13 protein-coding genes are annotated in these 16894 nt (G+C 60.9%); 8 read left to right on the top strand and 5 right to left on the bottom strand.

The annotated features are described in order from the left end of the window. Nucleotides 1–24 precede the first annotated feature (24 nt). Nucleotides 25–342: a YhbY family RNA-binding protein gene (locus BSZ35_RS05420; RefSeq protein ID WP_105011489.1), complete on the top strand. Its 318-nt coding sequence runs from the start codon at nt 25–27 to the stop codon at nt 340–342. A gap of 66 nt (nt 343–408) precedes the next feature. Here the strand turns inward: BSZ35_RS05420 and BSZ35_RS05415 are convergent, their stop codons facing one another. The 4 genes from BSZ35_RS05415 to rnc form a co-directional block, all read right to left on the bottom strand. Then, nucleotides 409–1335 carry an MBL fold metallo-hydrolase gene (locus BSZ35_RS05415; RefSeq protein WP_105011488.1) on the bottom strand — a complete coding sequence of 309 codons (927 nt, stop codon included), beginning with the start codon at nt 1333–1335 and terminating at the stop codon, nt 409–411. A 444-nt stretch (nt 1336–1779) separates the two neighbouring features. Continuing rightward, entirely contained in the window at nt 1780–2598 is an 819-nt protein-coding gene (locus tag BSZ35_RS05410) for an inositol monophosphatase family protein (RefSeq protein WP_105011487.1), read from the bottom strand. A gap of 165 nt (nt 2599–2763) precedes the next feature. Then, on the bottom strand, nt 2764–3702 hold the full coding sequence (locus BSZ35_RS05405) for a sugar phosphate isomerase/epimerase family protein (RefSeq protein WP_258096085.1): 939 nt from the start codon (nt 3700–3702) through the stop codon (nt 2764–2766). A gap of 809 nt (nt 3703–4511) precedes the next feature. Continuing rightward, a complete protein-coding gene (rnc, locus tag BSZ35_RS05400) occupies nt 4512–5216 on the bottom strand; it encodes a ribonuclease III (RefSeq protein ID WP_105011486.1) in 705 nt (234 codons plus the stop codon). 162 nt (nt 5217–5378) lie between these two features. On the opposite strand from rnc, the gene BSZ35_RS05395 reads away from it, so the two are divergent. From BSZ35_RS05395 to BSZ35_RS05380, 4 genes are all read left to right on the top strand, one after another. Next, nucleotides 5379–6743: an NAD-dependent succinate-semialdehyde dehydrogenase gene (locus BSZ35_RS05395; RefSeq protein ID WP_105011485.1), complete on the top strand. Its 1365-nt coding sequence runs from the start codon at nt 5379–5381 to the stop codon at nt 6741–6743. A 495-nt stretch (nt 6744–7238) separates the two neighbouring features. Next, nucleotides 7239–7844: a sigma-70 family RNA polymerase sigma factor gene (locus BSZ35_RS05390; protein WP_105011484.1), complete on the top strand. Its 606-nt coding sequence runs from the start codon at nt 7239–7241 to the stop codon at nt 7842–7844. 117 nt (nt 7845–7961) lie between these two features. Further along, the gene (locus BSZ35_RS05385) at nt 7962–10682 is read left to right on the top strand and encodes a serine/threonine-protein kinase (protein WP_105011483.1); all 2721 of its coding nucleotides are present in this window, start codon (nt 7962–7964) and stop codon (nt 10680–10682) included. 396 nt (nt 10683–11078) lie between these two features. Beyond that, nucleotides 11079–12434, top strand: a complete 1356-nt coding sequence (locus BSZ35_RS05380) for an NAD(P)/FAD-dependent oxidoreductase (RefSeq protein ID WP_105011482.1) — start codon at nt 11079–11081, stop codon at nt 12432–12434. 3 nt (nt 12435–12437) lie between these two features. Here BSZ35_RS05380 and BSZ35_RS05375 read toward each other — a convergent pair whose 3' ends face one another. After that, nucleotides 12438–13298, bottom strand: coding sequence for a pseudouridine-5'-phosphate glycosidase (locus BSZ35_RS05375; RefSeq protein ID WP_105011481.1), 861 nt, complete (start codon nt 13296–13298; stop codon nt 12438–12440). Between the two features lie 134 nt (nt 13299–13432). On the opposite strand from BSZ35_RS05375, the gene BSZ35_RS05370 reads away from it, so the two are divergent. The 3 genes from BSZ35_RS05370 (at nt 13433) to BSZ35_RS05360 (ending at nt 16748) form a co-directional block, all read left to right on the top strand. Next, nucleotides 13433–13945, top strand: a complete 513-nt coding sequence (locus tag BSZ35_RS05370; protein WP_105011480.1) for a hypothetical protein — start codon at nt 13433–13435, stop codon at nt 13943–13945. Between the two features lie 368 nt (nt 13946–14313). Next, entirely contained in the window at nt 14314–15546 is a 1233-nt protein-coding gene (locus BSZ35_RS05365; RefSeq protein WP_105011479.1) for an argininosuccinate synthase, read from the top strand. Nucleotides 15547–15593: 47 nt separating this feature from the next. Beyond that, a complete protein-coding gene (locus tag BSZ35_RS05360; RefSeq protein ID WP_105011478.1) occupies nt 15594–16748 on the top strand; it encodes a hypothetical protein in 1155 nt (384 codons plus the stop codon). The last annotated feature ends 146 nt before the right edge of the window (nt 16749–16894 follow it).

Here is a 16894-nt window from a genome sequence, read left to right as displayed (position 1 = left end):
TTCTGCGCAATTGCACCAACTGCCATGCCCGACCGACTCACCTCCCGTCAACGTGCTCACCTCCGTTCTCTTGCGCATGGGCAGGACCCTCTTATTCACATTGGAAAAGAGGGGTTGACCGAGGCAGTGGAGCAGGCCATTGCCGAGGCTTTCAACACGAGAGAGCTTGTGACCATTCGTGTGCTTGACAATGCCCCGCGCGACGTGCGAGACCTGGCCGAAGCCGTCGCCGGTGCGCTCGATGATGTGCTCGTGGTGCGTACCATTGGCGGTACGGCCCTGCTCTATCGTCCGCACCCGGACGAGCCTGAGATTTCGCTTCCGGAGGCGGGGGGAGAATAAATCGAGCAGATGGGCCGGAGCGTTCTCTGGTGCGGAGGAGTCGTTTTCGGGCGTCGACGTCCGGAATCAGGAAGAAGAGGGGGCCTTGTGTTTCTTCCAGTATCGCCGTAGCCCAAGGGCCGCCATCCAGCTCGGGTTCGCTAGCTCGTACAGCTCCCACGTCTCGTCGTCAATTCCATTGGCTGTGGCCTGCTCACGCATCCACGCAGAGACGGCGTCCTGCAAGGCGTCGGTATTGTCCGTGACCTCCGGAAGGGTTCGGTCCACCCACGCATCGGCTGCCTCGAGAGCCGCCGACAGTCGATCGAGGTGGGATGTCACGTCGTCAAAGACGCCGAAGTGCGTGGGGGCGAGGTGGGTGATGTCGTGATGCTGAACCGCTGTCCGGATGCGGAGAAGGCTTTCTCGCCAGAGGTCGAGACGCACCTCCGGTGGGGCGAGCGGCAACTCCACGTACGTCTTCCCGGGAAGCCGCACGCCGCCCACGTCGCCGGTGAAAAGCACGTCTCCCACCGCATAGGTATGGTGGTGGGAGGCGTGGCCCGGCGTTTCGAGTGCCGTCACGTCTACGCCTCCAATCGACAGCGTGTCGCCGTTTTCCAGCACGGCAAGTTGCTCCTCCGGTACCGGTCGGGTCTTGCCCCATAGGCGATCCATGTCATCCCCATAGATTCGCCTCGCACTGCGGAGCAGTCGTTCGGGATTGGCAAGGTGGGGGGCACCCTTCGGATGTGCGTAGATCGTGGCGCCGTGCTCGGCGGCCAGCCAGCCGGCAGCCCCCGCGTGGTCGAGGTGGATGTGTGTGAGAAGAACCTCCGAGATGTCGTTCGGAGTGAGGCCGTGGTCGGCCAACTGGGCCTGCAACATGGGAGCAGTAGAGGCGGGGCCGGTCTCGACCAATGCCGCGCCGTCATCGTGGGGCAGAAGGTACGATGCGATGGTGTGGGCCCGATCTTGGAAGTGCAAGTCCAGCGTTGCGAGGCGATGGTGCATGATCAATCGGGGAAATGTGCAGGGACATGGGTGGGCATGAAGATGATGGGGCGACGGGGCGGAATCAAGAGAGTGGGGAGGGATGCTGTAGCCACAGGGCCATCAAGGAGCGATCATCCGGTCCAGGGATTCCCAAGGAACGTGTCCAGCCCCGCGTGCTGAACGATTTTCCATGGCGAGAAGGACAGGCGCCGCGTCGTCCGGTACACGGCGGGCGAAGTGTAGACGGGGGCCGAGGAGGACGAAATAGTATCGTCTACTGACGATGACAGTACATTTCCGAACTCCGGTTCGTACAGAGACCGCCATCGTTGCGAACGACGTCATCCCGCACTCCGAGGCAGAATCTCCACCGGTTGAAGTGGGCACTCGAAATCAATTCAGAGTTCCTGGCAGAGGGTATTCTGATCCACGAGAATTGGCATAAGGTTCCACGTCCCGACATCAGGTTGATTCGGGGCCTGTCGGTTGGAGGAGAGTGCGGACGTCGTCCAGCAGGGCCTTACTTCCCGCCGTGATGAGGCTGCCGCCGAACACCACATCGTCCGCCGAGTCGTCGAGTGGCTCAGCCACCCCGCCGGCTTCCCGAACGCACGGAACGAGGGCGGCAACATCCCAGGGATGCATGATCGTGTCGACGGCTGCGTGGGTGCGTCCACGCGCCACGAGTGCATGTTGGAGGCAATCCGTCACGAAGCGGAATTTGCCTGCCTCCCGCACGAGAGCGGTGACCCGATAGGGCGTCTGGTCCTCGGTTGCCGTGACGTCCGAGCTATGGAGAGCCGTGGTGGTGATGGTGGCATCGCCAATTGTATCGACGGGGTCCACCTGCACTTGTATCTCCTCATCCTCGGTACGGAACCAGCAGCCTTCATCTCGCGCGGCGTAGACCGTTTCATTGATCGCCGGAAAGTGAATGACCCCGACCACCGGCGTTCCCCGTTCGAGTAGCGCGACGAGCGTACCGAAGAGGGGGACTCCAATTGTAAAGCCCGCCGTGCCGTCGACGGGGTCCAGTACCCACTGGAATCGGGCGTCGTCCGGCCCGGTGTCGCCGAATTCCTCCCCAAGTACGGCGTGATTGGGTCGGGCCTCGGCCAGGTGCTCGCGCATGGAGCGTTCCGCTTCCCGGTCCGCTTCTGTTACCTCGGTGCCGTCCGGCTTGCGGGTGGAGGTGACCGTACGAAAGCGGGGAAGGATCTCGTCCTCAGCGGTACGGGCCAGCCTGAGAGCAAGGTCGAGTTCAGAAGAAAGGGAGGACATTGAGGCAGGGACAGTGGGTGGATAAAGAAAGAGAAGACGGTAGGCATATCCGCTGTGGGGAGACGTACGCCAACGCGGACGTCCCCAGGAAATACCGAAGCGCCGTTGGAGTCCAACGACGCTTCAGACTATTCCACATGTACACTCGGGGGGACGGATCCGAGGTCATCCGTATTTTGCTTGAAGCTGTTTCCGGGTTTGCGTCAGGAGCTTTTTCGTGGCCCGGATGCCCTCATACTCCCCAAGCTGATCGCCCTCGTACTCGATGCCTACGTACCCGTGATAGTCGGCGTCGAGCACGATGCTCATGATCTTCTCGTAGTCGGTGTGCACCTCGTTCCCACTGTCGTCGAACTCGTGGGTTTTGGCACTCACGCCTTTCGCGTACGGCATGAGCTGGCGAACGCCCTTGTATCGGTCGTACGTCTCACCCTCCCGGATCGTAAAGTTGCCGAAGTCCGGAAGTGTCCCGCAGTGCTCGTGATCCACCGTCTCCATTACCTCAGCTAGCCATTCCCCGTTGGAAGAGAGGCCCCCATGATTTTCGACAATCACGCTGATGTCTTTCGGGGCGGCGTACTCGGTAAGCTGTCGAAGCCCTTCAGCCGCGCGCTTTTTCTGCTCTTCCCAACTTCCACTGCTGCGAGCGTTCACGCGAATCGAGTGGCATCCCAGGAATTTGGCGGCGTCGACCCACTTGTGATGATTCTCGACGGCCTGTGCCCGCTTTTCGGGATCGGCGTCTCCAAGGGCTCCTTCCCCGTCGCACATAATGAGCACGTTCGTGACCCCCGCATCGGCAGCGCGCTTCTTCATCTTCTTCAGGTAGCCCTGGTCGGTGGCCTTGTCCATGAAGAACTGGTTAACATACTCGACTGCGCCGATGTCGAACTCCTCCCGGGCCGTTTGCGCAAAATCCAGGTTGTCCAGGTCCCCGTCGAACAAATGCCGATGCAGAGACCATTGCGCCAGCGAGATTTTGTAGAGGGGAGCGTGTTCGGCGGCTGGGCCCGTGCTGAAGCCCAACGTAGGGGCAAGGCTGAGTCCCGCGAAGGCCGTGGCGGAGATTTTTGCGAAGTCGCGACGATCCATTGACGAACTCATAACTCGAAGAGAGTGGGTGGTGGAGGATGGAGGACGTGTACATTAGGAAGCCCCATATTGAAAATCAATAAAGCAAGGAGGGGCCAGGCAATTGCAGGTTGGAGTGCTAATACGGGTGGTGCTATTGAACACCTCCCATACGTCAGAAAACTGCACCTTCGTCGCTCCAGGGAATCTGTGTGACTTTATGAGATTAAACGCCGGATGCAGTCTTCTTGCGGGACACCAGGGAAAGAAAGACTCTTCCGGCCTTGAAGAGACGAGCGTAGCGACTCATTAAATAAAATGCCGCCCGGACCTCTCGGAGGAAGCGCGCCCTGGAAATTCTTCGCTGTCTGAGCGAGGCAATTTCAGATTGCCAGGAGCGAGTTTCGAAGAATTTCCGCGTGACCGAAGTAGAGGTCAGGCATTTTCTTCACAGCCGCGATCTTTTTCGTGCATTTTTGGATCCGGCCAAAAATGCACATCCTCACGAGAAGGAACGGAGACATGCAAAGAAAGCAGTATCGTACTGCGGTTAATTTCGTAATCCTACAGAGATTCCCAGCAACTGAGGTGTCCAGACTTGATCTCGGTCATCTAGATTGCCAGAGTCCCTCTCGCCGAATGAGGAGGTCAGAACGATCGTCGGATGGACTCTGAATCCAATTCAGAGCAACGAGGGGGATCGTGTCTAGCATTTTGGGAGCTCTTCCAAGCCGATTCAATCGCACCGGCCGTGGCTAATGGGCGACGGATGCTCATTTGCCTTTCATGCTCCGGTTCTGTCCAGAACGAGCAGGAGAAGGGGGAGGTGCTGAGGCGACGAGCTACAGGTACTCGAGCGTTCGGCGGGCAGCCTCCTGCTCGGCCTGCTGCTTGCTTCCGGCAGTGCCCTGTTTGTAGGTCGTATCGCCCACGACGGTCTCGACGGTAAAGGTTTTGTTGTGGCTTGGGCCTTCTTCATGGACTACCCGGTAGGTCGGTTGCGGACGTCCTTCGGCCTGCATCTGTTCAAGCAATTGGCTCTTGTAGTTTTCGTCCTGGGCAGCCACGTCTTCCAAGTCGAAGGGCTCTAGCGCACGCTCGTGGACAAACTGCGCGGCAGCAGCGTAGTCCTGATCCAGGTAGAGGGCCCCGGCAATTGCCTCGAACGCGTCCGCAAGAATGTTTGGATTGTCGCGTCCCTCGGTTTGGGCTGCGTTCTCGCTCATCAGCACATGCAGGCCCAATTCCATCCGGCGAGCGTACTGGGCGAGAGCCGACCCACTTACAAGCTTGGCGCGCAGTCGCGTGAGTTCCCCTTCGTTCTTTTCGGGGAATTGCTGGTACAGGGCCTCGCTTACCACGAGGTCAATGAGCGCATCCCCGAGAAATTCGAGACGCTCGTTGGACCGCAGGGAGCGGTCAGAAGGATCCCGAAGAACAGAGCGGTGTGTGAGGGCACGCCGATAGAATGAAAGATCCTCGACCGACTGGCCGATGAGGTCTTCAATCTGGGCCCGTGAGACATCCTGGGGCGGAGAGAACGACATGACAGAAGGACGGGAATCAGAAATGGAGCCACGATCTCTTTCCCTACGAATCATCCGGAGAGCCGTTCACTTCGGAGGGCGCTCGGGTGCGGTCTTGGATCACGGATTGGGGGGCGGTCGTGCAATCGCCGTTCACCTCTGCGTTCCAAAGTCTCGTCCGCCATGGAATTTGTCTCCGTCAATCCTGCTACCACCGATGAGGTCAGTCGCTACTCGGCACATACAGCCGACCAACTGGACACCCGGCTCGATCAGGCCCAGTCGGCCGTTGAGGCCAATCGGTGGCGGTCGTTCGAGGAGCGGGCACAGCGCCTGAATCGCGCGGCTGATCTGCTCGAGGAGCGGGCCGAAGAGTACGGAAAACTCATGACCCGAGAGATGGGCAAGCCGCTGTCGCAGGCCGTCGCAGAGGCGGAGAAGTGTGCCTGGGTGTGTCGCTACTATGCTGAAAACGGCGCCGAGTTTTTGGCCGACGAGCCCGTCGAGACCGATGCACAGAAGAGCTATGTCGCTTACGAGCCGCTCGGCCCCGTCCTGGCCGTCATGCCGTGGAATTTTCCGTTTTGGCAGGTCCTTCGGTTTGGGGCCCCTGCCCTCATGGCCGGCAACTCGATTTTGTTGAAGCATGCCCCCAACGTTACCGGATGCGCCCTTGCGATCGAGGACGTTCTGCAGGATGCCGGCTTTACGGAGCACGAGTTGCAGACGCTCCTTATTGATGAGGAAACCGTGGGCGAGGTGCTGGGCGACCGGCGCGTGCGGGCAGCCACACTGACCGGTAGCGTTGGGGCGGGCAAAGCCGTCGCGCAGCAGGCTGCGGCTCACGTAAAGCCGACGGTGCTGGAGCTCGGCGGCTCCGATCCGTTCGTCGTGTGCGCGGATGCGGACCTGGAGGAGGCTGCTTCGGTGGGCTGCACGGCGCGCATGCAGAACAACGGACAAAGCTGCATTGCAGCCAAGCGGTTCATTGTGGAGGCTGCAGTGGCCGATGCATTCACGGAGCGGCTGATCGACGAGGTGGAGGCGCTAACAGTTGGAGATCCGATGGCGGCCTCGACGGACATCGGGCCGCTGGCTCGAAAGGATCTGCGGGAGGGCATTCACGACCAGGTGGAGCGTGCCATCGGACAGGGGGCTGTCGCCGCCACAGGAGGGCATACAATCGACCGGGAGGGAATCTACTACGCACCGACGGTCCTGACGGAGGTGGAGCCGGGTACCGTGGCGTTCGAAGAGGAAATCTTTGGACCGGTTGCATCCGTGGTGGTGGCGGAGGACACTGATCACGCTGTTGCCCTCGCCAACGATACACGCTTCGGGCTTGGCGGCAGCATCTTTACCGAGGATCAGGAAAAAGGAGAGCGGATGGCCCGCGATCTGGAGGTGGGCTGTGCGTTCGTCAACGAAATGACGAAGAGCGATCCCCGTCTCCCATTCGGCGGCATCAAAGACAGCGGCTATGGCCGCGAGTTGTCGCACCACGGCATTCGAGAATTCGTGAACGCGAAAACCGTGTGGGTGGAGTAAAAGGAGATCTTTGAATCGGAATGTGCGGAGCCGGTTGCCATCACGTGTTGCTTTTCGTGCCCCACATCCTACCGATACGCATTGGCAGTATCACATCGACAGGCCTTCACGACGGGAGGGCGGACGATCCCCAAAAAGGGGAGGGACGGCGGAAGAGAGAAGTGAGAAGCCGTGGCAAAGACAAGACGAGATCGCCACGGTCCGCCGTCCCTGTTCGGCTCTCCGCAACTTCACCTCTGCTGGCGACAGAGGGCCCCACTGAAGTCGGAGAACCGAAACGATTATGAAAGAGAGGAGGCGAGTAGCGGATGAAGCCCTGGTTTTGCCTCCTCACCCTCCAGTACGAAGAACAGACCGACATCCGGACACGCACGGAACGTGCCGCCGGGGTTTGGCTATGATGAGTGCGCTGCTTCGCCGGATCTTAATTCCATCATGTCTTTCCGCCGTTCGCAGCGACATTGAGTTTTCCTTTCGCCAAGTGCACCTCTCGCAATGGCCGAGTCGTCCGATACTACGCAGCTTCTCGTCGAGAGTCGACGGGGCCACAAAGAGGCCCTAGATGAACTGGTGCCAAAGGTACACGATGAGCTCCGGGAAATCGCGCATCGACTCCTTCAGAAGCGTCCCGCGGGGCACATGCTGACCACGACGGCTCTGGTACACGAGGCCTACCTGAAGCTGATCGACCAGTCGCGCGTGGAGTGGTCGGACCGGGCACATTTTCAGGCGCTTTCGGCCCGTGTCATGCGGCAGATTCTAATTGACTATTTTCGCAAGCAAACGGCCGAGAAGCGGGGCGGCGACGCGCCAATGGTGTCGCTGGAAGAAGGGAAGATTCCGGTCGATCAGCGGGGCGAGACCCTGTTGGCACTGGATGAGGCGCTCACTCGTCTCTCGGACCGCGATCCGCGGAAGGCTCAAATTGTGATGTATCAGTTCTTCGGAGGAATGACGCAGCGCGCCATTGCCGACGTGTTGGACGTGTCCACACGCACGGTGCGGCGCGAATGGCGGAAGGCTCAGGCGTGGCTGGCCCGTGAGCTCTCGGGGTATGGCATTGAGCGGGAGAGCAGTGGAGGGGAAGGAGCCTCGTCCTAGCAGCGAGAAGGGGCAGCCACGACGGGCGGGACGCGACGAGCACAGTGCACCGCGGATGAGGGACGCTCGGCACTGATGGGCGAGGATCACGGGGCACGATCATCGAATTCCTGAGTGATGACAGAACTCTCTGATACAGACTGGGAGGAGCTGGATCGCCTCTTCGACGCGGCGCTTGATCGCACACCGGAGGAACGAAAGGCATTCGTGGCGGAGGCGTGCGAAGGCCAACCCGCGCTCCGGGCTGAACTCGAATCGCTGCTGGCGGCCGAGGCCGAGGCACCTGACTTTCTCAACCAGGAGGCGGTCGCCTTTGCGGCCCCGGCCTACGAGCCGGAGGAGGGGGAAAGCATTGCCGATGATCCGCTGGCGGCTCCCTCCCATCAAGTAGGGCCGTACCGGCTGGAGGAGGAGATTGGACGCGGGGGCATGAGTCGTGTTTTCCGCGCGGAGCGAACGGACGGCGGGTTTGAGCACACGGTGGCGGTAAAGCTACTTCGGATTGGGCTCGACACGGAGGCGGCCCGGCGCCGCTTTCGGTTGGAGCAGCAGGTGCTTGCAAAACTTCAGCATCCCCACATAGCCGCGCTGCTTGATGGTGGGTTGACGGAGGATGATGTGCCGTATCTCGTCATGGAGTACGTGGACGGACAGCCGATCACGTCCTTCTCTGACGAGCACACCCTTTCCATTCCGGAGCGCCTTTCACTGTTGCAGGACGTGGGGATGGCCCTTCAGCACGCGCATCGGAATTTGATTGTCCATCGCGATCTGAAGCCCTCCAACGTGCTGGTGACGGACGAGGGGACGGTAAAGCTTTTGGATTTTGGCATTGCCAAGCTACTGGATGACAGCGCCGCCATCACACTCCCCGACACGCGCACCGGCGTGCGTCCCATGACCCCGGCCTACGCCGCCCCCGAGCAGATACGGGGCGAGGCGGTCAGCACCGCCACCGACGTGTACCAGTTGGGCGTGCTTGCCTACGAAATGCTGACCGGCCATCGTCCCTTCGAGGCATCGGATCGGCGGAATATGGAGCGTGCTATTCTCGACACAACCCCGTGTCGTCCCTCAACGGTCGTGTCCCAGGCGCGCGAAAATGCGGACGAGGCCGACTGTCCTGCGACGCCCGAGGCTATTAGTGCGGCGCGGAGCACCACGACCCGACAGCTTCGGCACGTGCTGGAAGGGGATCTGAATACGATTGTGCAGACGGCGATGCGGAAAGAAGAAGACCGTCGTTACGCCTCGGTTGAGGCGTTGCTCGGAGATCTGGAGCACTACCGTAACGGTCAGCCCATCGAGGCCCGGTCGGCCTCCCTTGGCTACCGAATGGGAAAGTTTGTGCAGCGCAATCGGTGGGGAGTCGGAATTGCGCTTGCCTTTTTGGGACTGGTCATCACGTTCGGGGCGCTCCTCGTTCAGCAGCGTGAACGGGCCCGGCGCGAAGCACAGAAGGCTGAGATCGTGTCGTCGTACCTCGTGAATCTGTTTAGTGCGGGCACGCCGGATGGAGCCCCCGACACTGTAACGGCCCGCACCCTCGTGCGGCGCGGGTTGGCTCGTGTGGAGCGGCTGGAAAATCGGCCCCTCGTGCAGGCCGAAATGCTGGATGCGTTGGGGCAAGCCGCGCGAGGCATTGGCGAGTGGAGTCAGGCCGATTCGCTGTTGCAACACTCGCTTGCTCTTCGGCGACGACACCTCTCGCCTCCCCATCCCGACCTGGCCGCGAGTCTGGTGCATGTGGCCGACACGCGACGGAGCGGGCAGCGGTTCTGGGAGGCCCGTCCGTTGTACGAGGAAGCCCTCTCGATGAGTCGTCATCTCCGCTCGGATGCGTACCGAGCCGATATTCTGGAAGGTCTTGCGCAGACCATTTCGATGCAGGGGCGTCCCGACTCCGCAGAGGTGCTTATGCGAAAGGCGATCGATCTGCGGCGCCGCCGAGAGGGGGGACACTACCACGGATTGTCCCTCGACCAGATGGATCTGGCCCGCATCGTGCAGCGACAAGGACAGCACGACGAGGCCGAGGCCCTTTACCGGGCGGGGCTTCGGAAGATGCAAGAGGAGACGGGGTACACCTCAACGGAGGAGGTCACGGCGTACAATAATTTTGGAGACCTTCTCCGCATCAAAGGGGAAAATGTAGCGGCGGCTACCTACTACCGAAAAGCACTCTCAATCGCTTCGAAGGAAATGGGGCGGGCTCATCCGCGCGCGCGACGAGCCCGAGATAACCTCTACAAGACGCTCATCCACCGGGGACGGTACGAACAAGCCCTGTCGGTGGCCCAGACGAATCTGAACGTCGTGACGAACCGGCATGCCCCTCCCCACCTGTCCGTAACTACCGCATATCAACGGATGGGACATCTCCTGGACAATATGGGACAGTCGGCGGAGGCACAACCGCTTTTGCGAAAGGCGGTTCACTACCGGGCTGATGCACACGGCCCGGATCATATCTGGACACATAACACGCGTGTCCGATACGCCTTGTGTCTCGTCGAGCGGGGGCGGCTCGAGGAGGCTCAGCGGATGTTGCAAGCGGGCACCCGGGCGCTGCGGCAAACCCCGTCGGACTCCACAACGGTGAACCTTACGCGAATGAAGGCTATTACGTATGTAGGGAAGGGGGAGCTGTACGCTAAGCGTGGGGAGTGGCGCCGAGCAGAATCGCTGCTTGATCGAGGCTACCGGCTTCGTCGGGAGCAGGTGGGGCTCCGAGCGCCGCTTAGCCAGCGGGCCCTTCGTGAACTCGCGCAAGTGTATACGGCGCTGGGGCAGTCGGAGCAGGCCGCGGCCTATCGCGACTCGCTGATGACGTGGTAGGTGCCCGTCTGTTGCCAGCGCAGTTCTGTCACAGCGAGTCGAGGAGGGGGCGTTGGGGCCCCCGGAGGAAGATCTCAACTGCCGACACGTTCAGTGGATAGGGACAGGTTTCGGCCTGGGCACAAGCCGTTCGGGAGGTGACGGCGGAAGGGGCTCGGGTCGTCCCGTCGACATCTCTACACCGAGCTGGAGAGGCAGGGACACGAGACGGTGCCCCTCTATGTCCGCATCCTGAACAGATTTCCACTCAGGGTCGCCTGGAATCCATCTGGTGGACCGTAATAAACCTGAATCGTTTCCTGTTTGCAGGAATACTTTGCGGGGGAGAGGCGTTCAGACCAGTCCATCAGGTTATCATCTCTACGTTTGGTCTCCTCATAAAAAGACGGTACTTCTATGCCGGTTGATACTCCTGCGTCCTCTGCGACGCGTCCGCACGTCGTCATTGTTGGGGCGGGGTTTGGTGGGCTTGAAGCGGCGAAAGCGCTCCGTGACGCCCCCGTTCGCGTTACACTGGTCGATCGAAATAACTACCACAAGTTTCAGCCGCTCCTTTACGAAGTGGCAATGGCAGGGTTGGAGCCGGACGACATCGCGCACAATGTGCGCAACATTTTTCAGGGAAACGACACCGTGCACTTTCGACTCGGTACCGTCGTCGGGATCGACACGAACGCTCGGCGGGTGCACTTGAAGGGGGGCGATCCGCTCGGGTACGATTTTCTGATTCTTGCGGCCGGGGCGGTAAGCAATGACTTCGGCATTCCGGGTGTGCGCGAGCATGGGTACCCGCTCAAGAACGTGCCCGACGCCGTCAACCTGCGCAATCACATTCTCCGCCAGTTTGAGCGCTATGATCGCCGGGGCGGAGAGGGGCAGTCTGGGGCACTCACCTTTGTTGTCGTGGGCGGCGGCCCCACGGGAGTCGAGATGGCGGGGGCGCTCGTTGAGCTGTTCGATACGCTCAATGACGACTTTGCCGATTTCGACATTCGGGAGCAGGCGCGCTGTATATTACTGGAGATGCAGGATGGCCTGCTCCCGCCATACCAGCAGTCGTTGCAGACGTACACGCAGCGTGTGTTGGAGGAGCGGGGCGTGGAGGTGCTCACGAATACGGCGGTTGAGCAAGTGGACGCGGAGGCGGTTCATCTCAACGACGGCTCCACGATTCCCTCCCAGACGCTCATCTGGGCGGCAGGGGTCAAGGCAAGTCCGGTGGCCGACATGCTCAACACCGAGCAGGCCCGCGACGGTCGGGTGGTCGTTGAGCCGGATCTGAGCGTGCCGGGATGCCCCTCGGTCTATGCGATTGGCGACATGGCGGCCATTGAGGGAGCCGATGGGTTCGAGCCGCAGTTGGCCCAGGTGGCGCTTCAGAGTGGGCGTCATGCTGCATCGCAGATTCGACGTCGGCTCGATGGGGCGGAGACGGAGGCCTTTTCGTACCGTGACTACGGCCAAATGGCGACGATTGGGCGAAACGCTGCGGTCGCTGAGTTTGCGGGCGGAATTACGTTCAAGGGAGTGTTTGCGTGGTTGATCTGGGTTGTAATCCACATCGCGAAGCTCGTAGGCTTCCGAAATCGGCTCAGTGCATTTGTGAACTGGGCCTACAACTACTTTACGTACAGCCGAAGCGCGCGGCTCATTCTCGATATGGTTCCCATCTCGGACGACATCCCGATGGAGGTAGAAGAGGTGGACCGAGAGGTGAAGGCGCGGCTCGAAGAGGTGAAGGCAGAAGTGTGAGGCTCAGGCGAGAATGTGGGCCACCTGGGTTGCGAGTCTGGTGTTTCGGTGCAGCAGCGCGCGATTGGTTTCCACAATGCGCTCCCCTTTGATCTGGCGCAGGCGCTCCAGCAGGAAGGGGGTGACTGCTTCCGCTCGGAGGTCACGGTCGGCGGCATCGGCAACGGCACGTTCGAGGACCGGTTCAAGAAGGGGGCGTGGAATGGCGGCGTCTTTCGGCGGAGGGACTGTGATGAGGAGGGCGGCATCGAGACCGAAACGATCGCGGTTCCGGATGAGGGTGGCGATATCCGATGGGGCGTCGCAGCGTACGTCCACGGGGCAATCGCTAGAGGGACTGTAGAAGGCAGGCATCGTATCGGTCTGGTAGCCTACGACCGTCACGCCGTACGATTCCAGAACCTCGCGGGTGGCCGGAAGGTCGAGAATGATCTTTGGGCCTGAGCAGAAAACGGTCATTGGCGTGCGGCGAAGGGCCTCTAGGTCTGCGCTTACGTCCCACGCCGGCTCAGGAGGCGTTGTGCGATGGACGCCCCCAATTCCACCGGTGGCCATCACCTCAATTCCTGAACGATAGGCCAGGTGCATCGTAGCGGCAACTGTGGTGCCCCCATCGGCATTTTCCGCCGCAACGACCGGTAGATCGCGGAGGCTGACTTTTTGCACGTCGTCGGCCGTTGCGAGGTGGCGGATCTGCGCCTCAGAGAGGCCGACTCGTAGATGTCCGTCGACACATCCCGCCGTTTGGGGAACGCCGCCCTCCGCCCGAACGATGGTTTCCAGCTGCAGTGCCGTTTCGACATTGGCCGGGTGGGGAAGGCCGTGAGCAATGACACTGGATTCCAGGGCGACGGGGGCGGGCATGAGAATCGGGCAGAATCGGAACGAGTAATTGTAACGCAGGAGCGTGATCCGTACCCTGTACAGCGGTGTGCGGGTTCCCTCGGACGGGCGGCAATCCGCAATGCCGATCTGCTCAGAATCAGTACGTCTTCAGCATGCCCTTCGATTGTCGCACGGTACGTTACGGACTGCTCCTTCTCGTGAGTGGACTCGTTCTCACTGGATGTGAGGGGCAGGGGAATCCGCCTGATGTTGCGTCCGGTCGCTTTACGGCCTATGTGGACGGCACTGTGTCCGACACGCTGTCGGGAGCCGCCCACTACCGCATGGACGACGGGGCGATCGTGGGACTGGAGATGGGGGCGAAGGAGGGGCCGGGCCTCTCCATTGAACTGGAGCCGAAGCCGCTCGACTTGCGCACCTATGAGGTTGTGGAGGCGGAGCTCTTCGGGCTCGACCGTTCGGGAAGCCCGCCGGGGGTGATTGCGTTTCTTGCGCTCCGCGATATGCACTTCGAGTCTACCCACGGATCTCTCAATTTAACCTACATCAACGAGGAGCAGGTGGGGGCCACGTTTACCTTTCAGATGGAGGGGACGCGTGTGGAAAGCCCCAGCGACGACGTCTCGGTTGAAGTAACGGGTGCGCTCAACGCTCCTCCGCAGTAATCGACACATCTGCGGAGACATTTGTCGATACATTTACAATTGTTCTTTGGTGCGCGGCCTCGAAAGCGCTTCCCTTCATCGTTTCGTCATCAAAATGGGGGCAATCGCCGTTGACAAACTCTCTTCGTACCCGTACCGTAGTGTCACCATGAAACGCAACCCGATCCATAGCGCCCGTACGTCCCGACGACGATTCTTCGCACGACGGCTCCGACCGTCGTACGTGCAGATCTGTGGACCCGGCGCTTTAGACGAGCAATGATCGGATAGCTACCGACATTTGACGCTGCCGTTGACGGCGCTGGTTCCTCCGAGCCAGCGCCTTTTCTATTTGTCTCAACGCTTTTTTTCAATCTCTCTCACGTTCCATGGCCCTTGTTCTTGCCTTCAGTGGTGGCCTCGATACCTCGTTTTGCGTCCCGTACCTCCAAGAAACCTACGACACGTCCGTGCACACCGTGACGGTCGATACCGGAGGAATGACGGAGGCGGACCGATCGGCCATTGCGGCGCGAGCGACGGAGCTCGGAGCCACAGAGCATCACGTCGTGGACGGACGTCAGGCCCTCTATGACGATCACCTGAGCCATCTCATCAAAGGCAACGTGCTGCGCGGGGGCGTCTATCCCCTCTGCGTGGGACCGGAGCGCATCGTGCAGGCGCGGGGCGTAGCCGAGGTGGCGAAAACGGTCGGGGCGTCGACGATTGCGCACGGCTCTACTGGAGCGGGCAACGATCAGGTGCGGTTTGACGTGGCGTTGCAGTTGGTGGGCGACGACCTGGACGTCATCGCGCCGATTCGCAGTCACGGCCTGAGCCGCAAGGACTCTACGGCCTACTTGGAGGAGCGCGGTTTCTCGGTGCCAGCCGACACGACCGATTACTCCATCAATCGCGGTCTGTGGGGCACCACCATCGGCGGCAAGGAAACGCTCACCAGCGAGCAGCCGCTGCCGGAAGACGCCTATCCGGATACGGTACCGCCCGTGGAGGCGCCGGACGATCCGATGGAGCTCACAATTACCTTTGAAGATGGCCTACCGGTGGCGTTGGACGGCGAGTCGATGGGAGGGGTCGAGCTGGTTGAAACGCTGAACGATACAGGGGGGCAGCACGGTGTGGGACGCGACATTCACGTTGGGGATACCATTCTCGGCATCAAGGGGCGCATCGGATTCGAGGCGCCGGCGGCAAAAATTCTGATTACGGCCCACCGTGAGCTCGAAAAGGTGGTGCTCTCGAAGTGGCAGCAGGTACAGAAGGACGAAATGGGCGCCTTCTATGGACGGTTGCTGCACGAGGGTCAGTACTTCGACCCCGTAATGCGGGACGTAGAGGCATTTCTCGACAACAGCCAGGACGTTGTGTCCGGCACCGTCACGGTGAAGCTCTACAAGGGCAATCTGCAGGTGCAGGGCGTGAGCAGTCCGCACTCCATGTTTGATGCCAGTATGGCCACGTACGGGGAAGAGAATGCCCTCTGGGACGGACGAGACGCCGAGGGGTTCACCACCCTTGCCGCCGTACCGTCGCTTCTCGCAAAACAGGCCCGGTCGGGCACACAGAAGGAAGATTCGTCTCGGGATCTCGCCACGACGTAGTCTGCCGGATCTCGTTCGTTTTCGATCCACCTGATACGTTCCTCACCATGACTGACGACGCATTTTCGACGGGTGCTGTCGACAAAATCGCTTCGAGTACAGCGCACTGTAACATTGAGTCTCCGGTCACGGTCTCGCCGTACGTCGTAGCCCAGCACGGCTATGTCGTAGCGGTGCGAGCCCTCGACGAGAAGGATCAGTACGACGAAGTGGAGTGTCAGGACGGTGTCTTTCGTCACATTAAGAAAGGCGACTTGTTGGCGTGTACGCTTGGGGGCCGGCAGGCCCTGAAGGGATATAGCGGGCGCGTGCCCCGGCACATCTCCGCGGGGGACACACTCAACATTCTCAATCTGGGCGGGCTCGTGGGCGAGTGCACCTCCGGCCATCCCAACCTGGGCCCCGCACTGCCGGTGGAGGTGATTGGGGCGGTGATGGTGCAGCGGAACGGGCAGTGGGTCCACGCCCGCATCCAGGAGGACGCGCTGGAGATGGTGCACCGGCTTGAATCGTCGGTACCCATCATCAATGTAAGCGGAACGGCGATGGATACCGGCAAGACGAAGGCTGCGAGCATCATCGTCGAGGGACTGTCGGAGATGGGGCTGAAGGTGGGGGCCGCCAAGCTCACGGGAGCGTCGCTGATGCGGGATGTGCGCCGGATGCGGGAGCACGGGGCAACGGCCGTTTCGACATTCACCGACGCGGGCATTGCCTGCACGGTGGAAGATGCGATTACACCCATCGCAAAGGGCATCATTCAACACCTCAACGAGACCGAGGACCTGGACGTGATTGTCGCGGAGATGGGCGATGGCTTCGTCGGCTATTACGGCGTCGACGATCTGCTGACCGACATGGAGCTGCAGTCCTTTATCGAGACGCACGTGGTGGCCGCCGCGGACCTGTCCGGGGCCTGGGCTGCGGAAGAGCTCTTTACCCAGCGCTATAACACGGACATCACGGCCGTCACGGGACCGGTAACCGACAACGACGTGGGGCGGCGGTACATCAAGCAGCGGCTCGGCATCACCGCCCTCAACGCCCTCCAGCAAAGCACGGAGCTTGTGGATGAAGTCGTGCAGACGTTGCCGGCTTCAGCCTTTCCGGACAACGGCGGCCCGGAACGCCTGTCGACCACGAAAGACGGGACGCCGGCGGACGAGTCGGCCTCGGAAGAAGAAGTGGCCGTCGCATCGTAGTGCAGCGTCCATCGATTCATTGTGTCTCTTCCTCGCTCAATCCGCGAGTTCCGTATGGAGCGCCGTTGGGCTATGACATTGCGAGATTAACTACAGGAGCGACACAGCAGGGCACAGGTTTTTCTCCACAGAGGTCAATATCCGTT

The sequence above is a fragment of the Salinibacter sp. 10B genome (genome assembly GCF_002954405.1).
Taxonomy (GTDB): Bacteria; Bacteroidota; Rhodothermia; order Rhodothermales; family Salinibacteraceae; genus Salinibacter.
This window is presented reverse-complemented; position numbering and strand designations above follow the sequence as displayed.

Excerpts from the sequence above, each read along its gene's own strand:
- BSZ35_RS05420 (WP_105011489.1), top strand. The coding sequence starts at position 25 with ATGCCCGACCGACTCACCTCCCGTCAACGTGCTCACCTCCGTTCTCTT.
- BSZ35_RS05415 (WP_105011488.1), bottom strand. The coding sequence starts at position 1,335 with ATGCACCATCGCCTCGCAACGCTGGACTTGCACTTCCAAGATCGGGCC.
- BSZ35_RS05410 (WP_105011487.1), bottom strand. The coding sequence starts at position 2,598 with ATGTCCTCCCTTTCTTCTGAACTCGACCTTGCTCTCAGGCTGGCCCGT.
- BSZ35_RS05405 (WP_258096085.1), bottom strand. The coding sequence starts at position 3,702 with ATGAGTTCGTCAATGGATCGTCGCGACTTCGCAAAAATCTCCGCCACG.
- rnc (WP_105011486.1), bottom strand. The coding sequence starts at position 5,216 with ATGTCGTTCTCTCCGCCCCAGGATGTCTCACGGGCCCAGATTGAAGAC.
- BSZ35_RS05395 (WP_105011485.1), top strand. The coding sequence starts at position 5,379 with ATGGAATTTGTCTCCGTCAATCCTGCTACCACCGATGAGGTCAGTCGC.
- BSZ35_RS05390 (WP_105011484.1), top strand. The coding sequence starts at position 7,239 with ATGGCCGAGTCGTCCGATACTACGCAGCTTCTCGTCGAGAGTCGACGG.
- BSZ35_RS05385 (WP_105011483.1), top strand. The coding sequence starts at position 7,962 with ATGACAGAACTCTCTGATACAGACTGGGAGGAGCTGGATCGCCTCTTC.
- BSZ35_RS05380 (WP_105011482.1), top strand. The coding sequence starts at position 11,079 with ATGCCGGTTGATACTCCTGCGTCCTCTGCGACGCGTCCGCACGTCGTC.
- BSZ35_RS05375 (WP_105011481.1), bottom strand. The coding sequence starts at position 13,298 with ATGCCCGCCCCCGTCGCCCTGGAATCCAGTGTCATTGCTCACGGCCTT.
- BSZ35_RS05370 (WP_105011480.1), top strand. The coding sequence starts at position 13,433 with ATGCCCTTCGATTGTCGCACGGTACGTTACGGACTGCTCCTTCTCGTG.
- BSZ35_RS05365 (WP_105011479.1), top strand. The coding sequence starts at position 14,314 with ATGGCCCTTGTTCTTGCCTTCAGTGGTGGCCTCGATACCTCGTTTTGC.
- BSZ35_RS05360 (WP_105011478.1), top strand. The coding sequence starts at position 15,594 with ATGACTGACGACGCATTTTCGACGGGTGCTGTCGACAAAATCGCTTCG.